Origin of the sequence: Arachnia propionica (assembly GCF_900637725.1) — a bacterium.
Taxonomy (GTDB): domain Bacteria; phylum Actinomycetota; class Actinomycetes; order Propionibacteriales; family Propionibacteriaceae; genus Arachnia; species Arachnia propionica.
In genome coordinates this window covers 435,354-447,132 of the sequence record NZ_LR134406.1, presented here as the reverse complement: position 1 = coordinate 447,132, position 11,779 = coordinate 435,354, and the positions used below count along the sequence as shown (strand labels likewise).

13 protein-coding genes and 1 riboswitch are annotated in these 11,779 nt (G+C 67.1%); of the genes, 6 read left to right on the top strand and 7 right to left on the bottom strand.

The window, feature by feature from the left end; translation table 11 throughout:
* Positions 1 to 43 precede the first annotated feature (43 nt).
* Genes EL272_RS01985 through EL272_RS01975 form a run of 3 tightly spaced genes read left to right on the top strand, consistent with a single transcriptional unit; the run spans position 44 to position 1,466 of the window.
* A complete protein-coding gene (locus EL272_RS01985) occupies positions 44 to 544 on the top strand; it encodes a hypothetical protein (RefSeq protein ID WP_126409308.1) in 501 nt (166 codons plus the stop codon).
* A 33-nt stretch (positions 545 to 577) separates the two neighbouring features.
* A complete protein-coding gene (locus EL272_RS01980; protein ID WP_061787216.1) occupies positions 578 to 988 on the top strand; it encodes a helix-turn-helix domain-containing protein in 411 nt (136 codons plus the stop codon).
* A gap of 16 nt (positions 989 to 1,004) precedes the next feature.
* A complete protein-coding gene (locus EL272_RS01975) occupies positions 1,005 to 1,466 on the top strand; it encodes a hypothetical protein (RefSeq protein WP_061787217.1) in 462 nt (153 codons plus the stop codon).
* Between the two features lie 495 nt (positions 1,467 to 1,961).
* Here EL272_RS01975 and EL272_RS01970 read toward each other — a convergent pair whose 3' ends face one another.
* Positions 1,962 to 3,536, bottom strand: a complete 1,575-nt coding sequence (locus EL272_RS01970) for an ankyrin repeat domain-containing protein (RefSeq protein WP_061787218.1) — start codon at positions 3,534 to 3,536, stop codon at positions 1,962 to 1,964.
* A gap of 36 nt (positions 3,537 to 3,572) precedes the next feature.
* On the opposite strand from EL272_RS01970, the gene EL272_RS01965 reads away from it, so the two are divergent.
* Together EL272_RS01965 and EL272_RS01960 are read left to right on the top strand one after the other, a co-directional pair.
* Entirely contained in the window at positions 3,573 to 4,136 is a 564-nt protein-coding gene (locus tag EL272_RS01965; protein WP_061787219.1) for an SMI1/KNR4 family protein, read from the top strand.
* A 62-nt stretch (positions 4,137 to 4,198) separates the two neighbouring features.
* Complete coding sequence (locus EL272_RS01960; RefSeq protein WP_014845531.1) at positions 4,199 to 4,393, top strand: hypothetical protein; 195 nt, start codon at positions 4,199 to 4,201, stop codon at positions 4,391 to 4,393.
* Positions 4,394 to 4,400: 7 nt separating this feature from the next.
* On the opposite strand, the gene EL272_RS01955 is transcribed toward EL272_RS01960, so the two are convergent.
* From EL272_RS01955 to EL272_RS01940, 4 genes are all read right to left on the bottom strand, one after another.
* On the bottom strand, positions 4,401 to 5,354 hold the full coding sequence (locus EL272_RS01955) for a hypothetical protein (RefSeq protein ID WP_061787220.1): 954 nt from the start codon (positions 5,352 to 5,354) through the stop codon (positions 4,401 to 4,403).
* Positions 5,354 to 5,671, bottom strand: coding sequence for an immunity 53 family protein (locus EL272_RS01950; RefSeq protein ID WP_061787221.1), 318 nt, complete (start codon positions 5,669 to 5,671; stop codon positions 5,354 to 5,356). Before EL272_RS01950 ends, EL272_RS01955 begins: the two co-directional genes overlap by 1 nt.
* Positions 5,672 to 5,895: 224 nt before the next feature.
* Complete coding sequence (locus EL272_RS01945; RefSeq protein WP_014845528.1) at positions 5,896 to 7,275, bottom strand: leucine-rich repeat protein; 1,380 nt, start codon at positions 7,273 to 7,275, stop codon at positions 5,896 to 5,898.
* Between the two features lie 284 nt (positions 7,276 to 7,559).
* Complete coding sequence (locus tag EL272_RS01940) at positions 7,560 to 9,023, bottom strand: DUF7059 domain-containing protein (protein ID WP_014845526.1); 1,464 nt, start codon at positions 9,021 to 9,023, stop codon at positions 7,560 to 7,562.
* 207 nt (positions 9,024 to 9,230) lie between these two features.
* Here EL272_RS01940 and EL272_RS01935 point away from each other — a divergent pair, with 207 nt between their 5' ends.
* Positions 9,231 to 9,635: a carboxypeptidase-like regulatory domain-containing protein gene (locus tag EL272_RS01935; protein WP_061787222.1), complete on the top strand. Its 405-nt coding sequence runs from the start codon at positions 9,231 to 9,233 to the stop codon at positions 9,633 to 9,635.
* A gap of 117 nt (positions 9,636 to 9,752) precedes the next feature.
* Here the strand turns inward: EL272_RS01935 and EL272_RS01930 are convergent, their stop codons facing one another.
* Positions 9,753 to 10,898 (bottom strand): cobalt-precorrin-5B (C(1))-methyltransferase, encoded by a 1,146-nt coding sequence (locus tag EL272_RS01930; protein ID WP_061787223.1) that lies wholly within the window; start codon positions 10,896 to 10,898, stop codon positions 9,753 to 9,755.
* Entirely contained in the window at positions 10,888 to 11,538 is a 651-nt protein-coding gene (locus tag EL272_RS01925) for a precorrin-8X methylmutase (RefSeq protein WP_061787224.1), read from the bottom strand. Before EL272_RS01925 ends, EL272_RS01930 begins: the two co-directional genes overlap by 11 nt.
* Positions 11,539 to 11,640: 102 nt before the next feature.
* Positions 11,641 to 11,778: riboswitch (cobalamin riboswitch) on the top strand.
* The last annotated feature ends 1 nt before the right edge of the window (position 11,779 follow it).

The following is an 11,779-nucleotide window of genomic DNA, read 5'->3' as shown; positions in this document are numbered from 1 at the left end:
TTCGGCCCCCAGAATGTCGGTCACCGGTAATATGATGCTTGCCATGTCATCGCGTACCGGACTGCCCGAAGCTGCCAGCGGTGGGGCCCGGCGCTGGCACCTCTACGAAGAGGTCGAGGGAGACCCAACTCTCAGGGAAGAGCTACGTGATGTTCTCACGGCGACTCGTGACGGCTCTCCCGTTCCTAGACATGAACTCGAAATGCGATTGGCCGAGTTCAAAAACCAGGTCAACTACGCAGAGCATGGGCGGCTCTCGGCAGCGGGCTGGGAATACGTCAACCGCGACCCGCGCCTCTGGGAGTTCCGGCTGCTGTGGGGAGACCAGGACATCAAGGTTCGTGCCTACTTTCACGAGCCACGGCAACGCACGGACCAAACGGTGGTGCTGCTCTTCCACGTCAAGGACACATCGCTTCCCACGTCAGAGGCCATTGCCTCGGCGCAGAACTTCTTCATAGAGAGGGCACGGTGTCGGCTCACGACCGGGCAAGGCAATGACTGGGGGCTGGGCTGGACCCGGCCGTTCCTGGGAGACCGATGACCCAGCTTGACGGCGTGTTATAGACTAAAATCTATGAACACGCTTGAAGAGCTGCTCGGCATCGATCCCGATTCTCCCTCCATGCGGCGCGCGGCCCAGCTCGTGGAGAACGATCGCGCGCTGCTGCGCAGGCTCATTCAGCTCCGGGGCGATCAGGGGCTGACCCAGCAGGATGTCGCGGACCGGATGGGGGTGACCCAGCCCACGGTGGCCAGATTTGAGGCGTACGACAGCAACCCGACGCTCGCCAGCATCCGCCGCTACGCACACGCCATCGGGGCGCTCGTCACGCACGTCGTCACGACCGACGAGGAGCGGCGACGGGATGGCGGCTCTTGGATTCCAGTCCGCATGCCCACCAACGTTGTCTCAATTCCATCTCAGAACAACCACACCGAGCGTGTCCCCCCATCGCGTCTTCGGGTCTACAGCGGCGTCGCCTGACCTCCGGGAAGCAGTCATGGACATCCACGAACTCCTCGAACAAGTCGAGCTCAAGGAAGTTCGCCTGATCGAACGATACGCCCAGCTACTGCTGGATCCTTCCCCGGGCCACGGCTTGCAAAGCCTGTCGGACGCAACGCCTGAAGGGGATCTGGCTCTCGACATCAACCCGATCTCTTGGAGCGACATCATCGAGATCTGGTTCCGAATGCAACTCACGAACGAGCACATGACGGTTCGGTGTGCCGTGGCTGTGGTTTACCAACGCGAGCCCAAAGACGAGATTGATTCTGATGTACAGAAAGATTTCATTGAACGCGTCGCGGTCATGACCGCGTACCCGTACCTGCGAGCCGAGCTGCAGCATCAAGTGGCCGACCTGCGCCTCGGCACTCTCACTCTGGAAATTCTGAGGCAAGGAGAATTCGAGCTCGTCAAGCGTCCTCTCACAGACGTTTGCCCTCCCTCAACAAGCTGAGACCCCATCTTTCCAGCTCTTCATCGCAGTCGCCGCTGGAAATGCTGGTACCTTCAGACGGGCGCGTGACGTGCCACGCATCGTCCCAACCTTGAGGCTTATTCATAGGCAGCACGACTGCCAGCAAAATCCCCAGTCAGGGCGCGCATGAGGATGGACGTGCACAAGCTTCCTTGGAGGAACTGGCCAGGGCCTGCGCTCATGTGGCTCATCCCATGTCAAACATGTCAACGCCTATTTGCTGCCTCCACCGCTTGACATCCGTAGTTCCCGGACCACCGCTTCCAGAGTCGCATCGTCCCAAGTCACACTTAAAGTGTAACTCTGGGTGTAGAACTTGCACTTTACAGTTCCATTTTGCCTCACCGATCCCCAGCCGGAAGGCGTCAGCCTGCATCCGCGGGTTCCCCGGTTATGCGGCACTCAACCCGATTTCGGGGGTGAAACAGAGCGTTTTCCATGTTGAGCGCTGCACAACCGGGTTTCCCGGGAATATCAGCGGCACACGGTGACCGGATTCCGCAGCACCCACTCCAGCGTCAACGACACCAGCCGCTCCATCCCCTCGGGACGCTCCACCAGCTCCCACGCGACGGCGCGGGCCTCGGTCAGCTGATCCGGGCCGAGGGGTGTTCCGGAGCCGAGGATCGCGAGGATTCGTTTGACCCACAGCCACTGCTGGCGCACCCAGTCGCCGCCATGCCGCACGATCAGGCACAGGTCCGAGACGTGGGACAGCAAATCCTCCAGCGGGTTCGGATCCCCCGGGCGTCCGCTGCACAGCAACTCGGCGAGGTGGTCGAGCTGGTCGCAGTCGGGGCCGCCGAGGGTTTCCTCGCGATTCTCCCAGATTCGTTCTTCCCACGTGGGATCCGGGGCGACGCCGAGGAGCCGGTTCAGTTGCCCCAGCGCATCCTCGGCCACCTCCAGCCGGGGCAGGCAGGCGGCAAGAAGCCCGGGACGCAGCAGGCCGCGATGGAACTCGAAGGCCCCTCCCGACCGGGCCAGGGCGGCGCGGGCCTCCCGGGTGACGGGCATCCCCGCGTCGAGCAGCGTCCGGGTGATCGCGAGGGTGGCGGGAAGGTCTCTCGTCGCTCCGGCGAGGCACTCCACCAGGGGCGACGGGGAAACACCGCTCGGGTCGGGATCGGCACCGAGATCCAGCAGCGTCGCCACCACTTCGGGGCGCCGCTCCCGGCAGGCAATGGCGAGCGGATTGGCCTCCCCTTCCCTGTTGATGTCGGCCCCCAGTTCCACCAGTTCGCGAAGGCGTGTGGTGGCGCCGACCACGATCGCCTCGTGGAATGCGCTGGTTGGTTGTTCGTGACACCTGTCGAGGTCGGCGCCCCGGGTCTCCACCAGCCACCGGAGAACCTCCAGCGGGGTTTCGGGAAACATGTGGGCCTCGGTCCGGGAGCCCCACAGGGTTGCGTCGACGTTGCGTACCCGGAGAATCCGCTTCAGCTCCTCTGCGTTCATGGTGCGGCACAGCCCAACCCAGTCGTCGGGCAGCAGCGAGGGCCTGTGCCCCAACGTCGACCCCGGTTCGGGTGCGTGCCGGAGGATGCGCAGGTACGACGCGATGTCCTCCGGGATTTCGTCCGCGACCTCCTCGCCGCGACGATGGTCGTCCCAGTCCCGGAGCACCACCTTGACCCAGGCCGCCCGGCCGCCGGCTCGTTCCATCCCCGGATGCACCGCCCCGGTGATCTTGAACTGCGCCATCGCCATGGCCATCATCCGGGTCGCCAGCTCCCGCAACCCGGCCTGCCCGGTCTCGTCGGCATTCAGCCAGGCCTGGATGTTCCCGTCGGAACCCAGCCACACCTCCCGGGGAACACCGGATGCAGCGCCGGTTTCGTCCCGGAGCCCGGAGAGGTCGTCACCACCGCCATCGGTGTACCAGGCCTCCACGCGCCGCAACATCCCGATGCCCTCCGGACTCCCGAACGGCGAACGCGGATCGGTGATGTCGTGGTACCAGGCGGGCACCGCGGCGGCGAAGACCGGGTGGCTGGTGGCGGGCGACGGCACCCCGCCGGGAGGATCGAACCAGTGTGTGACGGCCATGCTTGAGCTTAGGGCTTGCGCGGTTATCCTCGGCGCATGATGACCGGAGGTATCACGCCACGTCGCACGGGATTCTTCGACGGCTTCGACATGACGGGGTTCTGGAGCGACTTCTGTGACGAGGACTGGAACGAACCCGCACCCAGCGACGAAACCATCGCGGAGGTGGAGACCGCCCTGGGGTTCCGGCTCCCCGACGCCTGGGTGGAGTTCGCCCGGATGCACAACGGAGGCGACGTGGAGCGCAACTGTTTCCCGACGAACCAGCCGACCACCTGGGCCGAGGACCACATCGCCATCACCAGCATCCGCCCCATCGGCAGGACGGCAGCCGCTTCGCTGCTCGGCAGCTGGGGGCACCGGGCCGTGATCGAGGAGGCGGGGTATCCCGAACTGGGCCCGGTGCTGGCCGACTGCCCCAGCGGTGGCCACGACCTGGTGATGCTGGACCATTCGGAATGCGGACCCACCGGTGAGCCGCGCGTGGTGCACGTCGACCAGGAGGTGGGATACCGGGTCACGGTCCTGGCCCCGGACTTCGCCACCTTCATCAAGGGGCTCGTCAGCGGGGAGGAGTTCGAGCCCGGGGAAGACGTCTGAACGACGCGGCGGTGATGGGCTACCGGGGCCTGGAAGTTTCGTAGAAACCCTTCAACCGGGCCGTGATCTCCTCCAGGTCGGCGTCTTCCCACGCTACCGACGTCACCAGGGGAAGAAGCATCACCCAGGCCGCGGAATGCGATCACATCATCGTCCTGGACCGCGGCAGCATCGTCGAAGAGGGATCACACGAGGAGCTGTTGGCGCTCGGGGGCTGGTACGCGGATCTGTGGCGGATTTGGTCGGCGAATCGCTGATCTGCGGTCACCGCCTGACGGCAGCGGAACCCCTCAACCGGTTCAGGTAGATCAGGAGCACCACCAGCGACTCCGCGATGGGAAGCAGCCCGTAGTGTCCCAGGTTCAGTTCGATTCCGGCCCCGGACAGCAGGTGGGCGGAGTCGCCGAAGGCCGAGAGGGGCAACCTGGCAAGCCAGCCGAGGCCGGGAACGCCCCCCAGCAGCAGGGCGAGGGCGGGTTGCACCACCGCCAGGGCCGGCATCAGGCAGTTGATCAGCATCAGTTTCCCGGTGCGCAACCCCGGCAGGCCGCGAATGAAATGCAGGAAGATCCACATGCCGACGCAGTAGAGCCCGAGCATGGGGATCACCTGCACCAGGGTCATGCCACCGAGGAAGGGCACCGCACAGAGCACGGCCGCGACCACCAGTCCCGCCGGCACCAGCACCACCGCCCAGATCTGCAGATCGGTGAGCCCTCTCCTGCGCCTTCGCGGGGAGGTGAGGAGCCGCCTGCCGTAGCCGCCGGTCAGCAGGCAGCTCAGCAGCGGGGCCGTCACCCAGTCCAGGCCGAACTCGCCCGGGTTGCCGAACCAGCCGTCTTCCGTGACGTTCACGAGCCCCAGCACCATCTGCCATCCGCTGGTCGCGAACCCCGCCAGCAGCGCCAGCACCTGCAGCGACCCCACCGTCGCCCACCGGAACCCCGGGAGACGCTGAAGACGTCGCACCAGCAGCAGCGTGACCGTCAGCCCGAGCGCGTAGCAGACCAGCGGCAGCAGCGCCTGCGGGGTGAACAACACCCGGGGATCCCATCCGCCCGTGGCGTTCCGGCCCGCGGGTTCCCCCGGTCCAGCACCCCACCACGGAACGAGTTCGGGAATCAGAGGAGCCCAGCGCCACAGCTGCCACGCCGCGGCGCAGCCGACCAGGATCCACACCAGCCCCCGGGCATCACGGTGACTAAGCAGCCTGCTCATCATCCCTCCGGGGATTCCGCCCAATCGAGGAAAATTTCCAGGGCCTCGGTGAGGCTCCTGGGCCCGCAGAACGCCTCGAAGCGGCGATGCCAGGCCGGCTCGGTGGATTCCACGACGCGGGCGTGGGCCCAGTCGTCCTCAAGACGTTCCACGACGAACTCCTCAAACCCGGCGTTCTCCAGATAGGTGCCCGTCAGATCAACCGAGACCCGCCAGCCCGGGCCATCGAGGGTGCCGACCGTGATTCCACGGTCACCTTCCCACTTCCCATCGCACTGCGCCAGGTACCAGTCCTGAAAACGTTCCAGGGCGCTCATGATTCGCTCCTCGTGTCTTCCCAGGGGTCCCGGCACGGTCCTTCGACGTCGTGGTGCAGGAACAGGAAATCCCTGACGCCCTCATCCCGCTCCCCCGGAGGGATTTCTTGCTTCCTGTCCATGTCCTGCTTTCTGCTAATCCGGAACTGAGACAGTCTCGCGTATACCACCGGTCACGAGGCAGGCGGGTTGCGTTTGGAAGCCCTCGTCCGAGTCGCCCCGGTTCAGGAATTGGTGACTCCGGTCCTCGGCAGACCCGGGCGGACCGGCTTCACGGCCCAGCTGGTGGCGCCGGTCGGGGTGGGGGCCGGCGAAGCGGTCGACGACGGGGACGGGGCAGGCCGGGCCGGGTGACTGGCCGGATCGAACGGGTCGGTTCCCGCCTCCACCTCCTCGCCGTTGGTGAAACCGTCGCCGTCGTCGTCGGCGTTCGGGTCGAAGGACGGCTTGGCGGGTTCGGTAGCGCCGCTACCCTTGGCCGTGACGACGATGCACTCGCCGGCGAGGGTGTAGCCGCTCCACGTGGGTTTGGTGTAGCCGTCGGAGAGGTGGCAGTAGTAGCTGACCTTCAGGTCGCGCGGGTCACCGAAGGAACCGACGTTGGGGTTCCAGCGGCCGGGCGCGTGGATGCTGGGTGCGGGGCCCTCCATCCTCACCGAGGTAAGGGCATTGCTACCGAAGGCGCGTTTGGCGATGGTGGTGACCTTGGCCGGAATGGTCAGCGAGGTGAGGTTGTTGTACTCAAAAGCGGCCTCCTGGATCTCGGTGAGTCCCTCCGGCAGGGTCACCGACGTCAGGGCGTTGCTGTGGAAGGCCCGCTCCGGGATGGTGGTGATGGATTTCGGCAGCTTCAGCGAGGTGAGTTTGTTGCCCGCGAACACCTCACTACCCAGCGATGTCACGGTCTCCGGGATCTCCACGAATGTGAGTTTGTTGTTGGAGAACATCCCCGCGGCCAGCGACGTCAACCCCTTGGGGATGGTGACGCTGGTCAGGGCGTTCGCCTCGAACGCGGAGGTGCCGACGGAGGTTACCGATTCGGGCAGCACCAGCGAGGTCAGGCGGCACGACGCGAAGGCCGCCGGTCCGATGGTCGTGAGCCCGGCCGGAAGGTCGATCGAGGTGAGGTTGTTGTTGACGAACGTGGACGCCTTGATCTCGGCGAGTTTCTTCGGCAGCACGACGGTTTTCATGTGGTTGTTCATGAACGCCTGCTCGCCGATGCCGACCACCGAGTCCGGGATCACCAGGTCGTCGATGGAGTTGCCGTAGAAGGCGGCCTTCCCGATCTCCTCCAGCCCGTCGGGCAGCGTGACGGCCTGCAGGCGGGCCGAACGCAGCCCCTCCTCACCGATGCGTTTGACCGGATAAGCGGTGCCGTTGTGGGTGACGGTGGCGGGGATGGTGAGGTTGCGGGCTATCTTGGCCCGGTTGAACCCGACCAGCGTCGCCCCCTGTCCGGGCGCGTCCGGGTCGACGCGATAGGTCACCGCGTCCACCTCGAGGTCGACGGTGTCGGCGTGGGCGCCCGGGGCCTGGAAGGCGATTCCCAGGCCGACGACGAGGGCCATCGCGACCCCTCGGCGGAAGAACAGACGAGACATTTGAGGTTTGCCTTTCCTACTGGACCGGGAAAGCATGCCATGGATTCCATGGTCTGGTCATCCAGCGATCAACTAGGGTGGTGGGTATCGCGTTCCGATGGCAACGCGCCCCTGCTCATGGCGCGGCGAGACCTCTTCCCTTCTTCGTCCTCTCCTTTGCTCACTAATCGCCGTGAAAACCGGCCCGGGGATTGTTTTGCCCACGGCATTCCGCGTTTCGTGCAATCCGGGACGGGGCGTGACGGCCGGGGCACCTCGGCTCGGTGAACCGACCCGGATGCCGGTCAGCGGGCGATGAGATACTGCTCCGCCAGAGCCCGCCGGACGGCGGGGATCGCCTCGGCTGCGACCTCCTCCGCCGGGACCTCCAGCAGCTGGGCGACGGCGGCCATGGTCTGCCCGACGGTGAGGTCGCCGTCGAGGGCCCCCAGCACAGCTCCCGTGACGGTGCTCAGACGCATCCCGCGCAGCAACCCGGTGCGCTGCCGCAGCACCAGGTGCTCGGGGTCGGCGGCCCCGGGCTGGCCGGTGGTCTCCGCGACCACTCCGGTCAGGCGCGGTGCTAGTACCAGCAGGTCGGCGGTATCGAGGCGGGCGGCGTCGACGGCACGGGCGTGGGCGGCGAACACATCCCCGACCGGCTGGGCGACGGCGTGCGGCCACGACTCGCACCGGATCTCGGGGGTCTCGCGGCCCGAGTTCGTGAGCAGGATCCAGCCCATGCCGACCTCGTCGATGCCGAGGCGGTCGAAGTAGGCCAGCCATCCGCGGTAGGTGGGTTCCCATTCGGGACGGCCCGTCAGGCCCGCGTCGGTCAGCCACATCTCGATGTAGGCGAACCGGTCGAGGCGTTCGCGTTCGATGGCGAACAGGTCGCAGCCGGAACCGTCCACCCACGAGGCGAGCCGCTCCTCCCACGGCTCCTGGGTGACGGCCCAGTTCGTCAGCAGCTGGAGGCTGCCTCCCGGCGTCAGGTGGGCGGGGGCGTCACGGACGACGGCCTCCACCAGGCCGTCGGCGGTGAAGGTGGATTCGCGGTAGGTGAGGCGTTGACCACCGGGTGGGCTCATCACGTAGGGCGGGTTGGAGACGATCAGGTCGAACCGCTCCCCCGCCACCGGTTCGTACAGCGACCCCTCCCGGAAGTCGACATCCATGCCGCTCAGCGCCGCCCCGAGGCGTGCGAGCCGCAGGGCGCGCGGGTTGAGGTCGGTGGCGACCACCCGGTCGGCGTGGCGGGACAGGTGGTAGCTCTGCACCCCGCATCCCGTGCCAAGGTCGAGGGCCCGCCCGACGTGGCCTCGCATGGTGATCTCCGCGAGGGTCAGGGATGCGGGTGAGGCCCCCAGCACGTAGTCGGGCCGGGTCGGTTCCACGATCCCGTCGAGCCCGGGGGTGAGGTCGCTGACCAGCCACCCGGAGGCGCCGTCGTCGGGTGAGGCGTAGGGCCGCAGCTCGACCACGGCCCGCGCGGATCCTCCATCCACGGCAATGATCCCTTGAGCCACCACGTCCAAGAAACACCCGCCGAAGGCGCGTTCCGCGACCCCGGAGGGCATCTGCTGCCTCAGCAGGAACATCCGGATCAGCGTCGCGAGGGGGTCGCCCGCCCCGGCCAGGGTGACGTCGGCGGGCAGGGTGCAGTTGCGGTGCAACCCGGCCTGCCCTGCGTCCCCGATGCGTTCCAGCACGGAGTCGGTGGTGTAGTCGATCTCGATCAGCCGGTCACGCAGCCGGGAAATGTCCATGCCGACACCATAGAACCCCCGCGCGGGCGTTCGTGGCATTCACGAACCAAGTCCTCCCGGCCCCTTGCAGACCCGCCCCGGAGTTCCTTGACTTCGTCCTCATCGGCGCTTAGCGTCGAGAACACGGCGTCCCGCTGCACACGACCCAGCGGACCGGGACCACCGGAACATCTCCCATCGACCCGAGAACCGGAACGAGGCGAGAACATGAAAACCAGGCAAATCATCACGGGGCTGCTGCCGGCGTTCTGCCTGCTCGGCTGCTCCACCACCGTCCCCGCGAACCCCTCCAGCGGACCCGCACAACCCAGCCCCATCAGCAACACAGATCCCCAGCCCAGCGGGGAAAAACCCGGCGCCGAGCTGAAGGGCACGGTCCTCGACGAGAACGGCGAGCCGATCGAGGACTGCAACATCGAGATCAAGGGGGACACGAGGGAACTGGCCATCGTCACGGACACCTCGGGGACGTTCTCCGTCGGAATCCAACGCGGCTCGCAGCAAATCATCATCAACTGCGACAAGCACCAGATCTACCAGAAGGGAGAGTTCCCGGTTCAGGTCCCTGAAACCGACGAGTTCGAGCAGACCTTCACGGTACGCAGGAAATAGACCGGGGTTTCCCCGGTTGCGCAGCACTCAACCCGGTTTCGGGCGCGAAACGAGGCGTTTCCCGCGTTGAGTGCTGCATTACCGTGTTTCACGACCCCAGATCTGGGGTCGTGCGGGTCAGTGGGCCCTCGCGAGGATCTTGCCGGCGCGGTCGATCACTACGATCTCCACTTCCACCGGTGCCCCGCCGAGGACCGCCAGTGCCTCGTCGCGCGCCGAGTCCGCGATCAGCTGCGGCAGGTCGATGCCGACCTCACCGGCGAGGGTGACGGCGTGGGCGACGGTGGCGACCTCTCCGATCGCGTCGGCCAGCTCCGGTGAGGCACCGGCCCCCTCCACCAGTTGGCGCAGGTGGCCGGGCTGGATGCGGGTGCGGTGGGAGTGCAGGTCGAGGTAACCGGCTGCCAGTTTGGAGAGTTTCGCAACCCCCCCGACGATCGCGAGCCTGGGCAGCGGGTGTTTGCGCAGGTATTTCAGGACGGCGCCGGCGAAGTCGCCCATGTCGAGCAGTTCGATGCCCGGGTACAGCTCCTCGGCGACCCGCTCCGACGTCGATCCGGTGCAGGCGGCTGCGTGCGTCGCACCGGTGGCGATGGCGACGTCGATGCCGCGGTGGATCGACGCGATCCAGGCCGAACACGAGTAGGGCACGACGACACCGGTGGTGCCCAGGACACTCAAACCTCCGAGCACACCGATGCGCGAGTTCCAGGTCTTCTCGGCGATGCGTGCGCCGTCGTCGATCGAGACGGTCACGCACACGTCGGGCGCGACCCCGAGGCGCTCGGCGGCGGCGGTGATGTTGGCGGTGATGTATTCGCGGGGTTTCGGGTTGATGGCCGGCTCCCCCACCGGCAGCGGCAGCCCCGGCAGGGTGACGGTGCCGACGCCCTCGCCGCCCGCGAACCTCACGCCGCCGCCGGGCTCGCCGGGTTCGACCATCACCCGCACGACCGCGCCGTGGGTGACGTCGGGGTCGTCGCCGGCGTCCTTCGTGACCGCCGCCATCGCCAGCCCGGGCCGTAGCCGCCACTGGGTCAGGGCGAACGCGGCCTCACGCCCACCGGGCAGCGCGATCCCGACCGGGTCGGGGAACTCGCCCGTTTCCAGGGCGACGAAGGCGCTGGTGGCGGCCGCGCAGGCGCACGCCCCCGTCGTCCAGCCGGGTCTCAGCTGCGACGACTCCAGTTGCGCCTTCCGGCCGCGGGGACGCAGCGCCTCCCGGCCCTCCGCGGCCAGGGCGGGATCGCCGTCAGCGGTCATTCGTGGTCTCGGCTCGGCTGGCCATCGCGTTCACTGCGGCGACCGCCATGGCGGAGCCGCCGCGGCGACCGAGGACCGTGATGTACTCGACGCCGCTGTCGTCGGCGACCAGCGCGTCCTTCGACTCCGCGGCACCGACGAAACCGACGGGGATGCCGACGATCGCCGCGGGCCTTGCGCCGGTCTCGTGCATCACCTCGAGCACCCTGAACAACGCGGTCGGGGCGTTGCCGATGGCGACGACCGCGCCGTCGAGCAGGCCGTCCTCCTGCCACAGGTCGACGGCGGCGGCGGTTTTGGTGCAGCCCTTCGCCTCCGCGATCGCGGGCAGGCGGGGGTCCTTGATGTGGCAGACGATCCGGGTGTGTTCGGGCAGGCGGCTGCGGATGATGCCGGTAGCGACCATCGACGAGTCACACAGGATCGGCGCCCCGGCCTCGAGGGCCTTGAGGGCGGCGGCGACGACACCCGGCGTGAAGGCGATCAGGTCGGCGATCGCCGGATCGGCAGCGGCGTGGATCATCCGCACCACCACGGGCTCGACGTCCTCGGGGAAACGCCCCAGGTTCGATTCCTCCCGGATGATCTCGAACGAGCGGGCATAGATCGGGCTACCGGTCTTGATGTAGTCATTGGTCACACCTCCAAGACTATGGCAGTCACCGCCGGCCGCCGGCCAGCCGGGCGGGAGGTACGCCCCGACCGGGACACGCCTCGACCTTTCGGCTAGGACCTGCGAGCCGGAACTGGCTAGGCTGTCCCGCGACGACTGACCATTCAGCTTGCCGACAACGAAGGAATCCGGTGCGAATCCGGAGCGGTGCCGCCACTGTGACCACCCGGGTGGGAGCCAGATACTTCGGGCCAGCCAAGACCGAACG

Excerpts from the sequence above, each read along its gene's own strand:
- EL272_RS01985 (WP_126409308.1), top strand. The coding sequence starts at position 44 with ATGTCATCGCGTACCGGACTGCCCGAAGCTGCCAGCGGTGGGGCCCGG.
- EL272_RS01980 (WP_061787216.1), top strand. The coding sequence starts at position 578 with ATGAACACGCTTGAAGAGCTGCTCGGCATCGATCCCGATTCTCCCTCC.
- EL272_RS01975 (WP_061787217.1), top strand. The coding sequence starts at position 1,005 with ATGGACATCCACGAACTCCTCGAACAAGTCGAGCTCAAGGAAGTTCGC.
- EL272_RS01970 (WP_061787218.1), bottom strand. The coding sequence starts at position 3,536 with ATGGCCGTCACACACTGGTTCGATCCTCCCGGCGGGGTGCCGTCGCCC.
- EL272_RS01965 (WP_061787219.1), top strand. The coding sequence starts at position 3,573 with ATGATGACCGGAGGTATCACGCCACGTCGCACGGGATTCTTCGACGGC.
- EL272_RS01955 (WP_061787220.1), bottom strand. The coding sequence starts at position 5,354 with ATGAGCAGGCTGCTTAGTCACCGTGATGCCCGGGGGCTGGTGTGGATC.
- EL272_RS01950 (WP_061787221.1), bottom strand. The coding sequence starts at position 5,671 with ATGAGCGCCCTGGAACGTTTTCAGGACTGGTACCTGGCGCAGTGCGAT.
- EL272_RS01945 (WP_014845528.1), bottom strand. The coding sequence starts at position 7,275 with ATGTCTCGTCTGTTCTTCCGCCGAGGGGTCGCGATGGCCCTCGTCGTC.
- EL272_RS01940 (WP_014845526.1), bottom strand. The coding sequence starts at position 9,023 with ATGGACATTTCCCGGCTGCGTGACCGGCTGATCGAGATCGACTACACC.
- EL272_RS01935 (WP_061787222.1), top strand. The coding sequence starts at position 9,231 with ATGAAAACCAGGCAAATCATCACGGGGCTGCTGCCGGCGTTCTGCCTG.
- EL272_RS01930 (WP_061787223.1), bottom strand. The coding sequence starts at position 10,898 with ATGACCGCTGACGGCGATCCCGCCCTGGCCGCGGAGGGCCGGGAGGCG.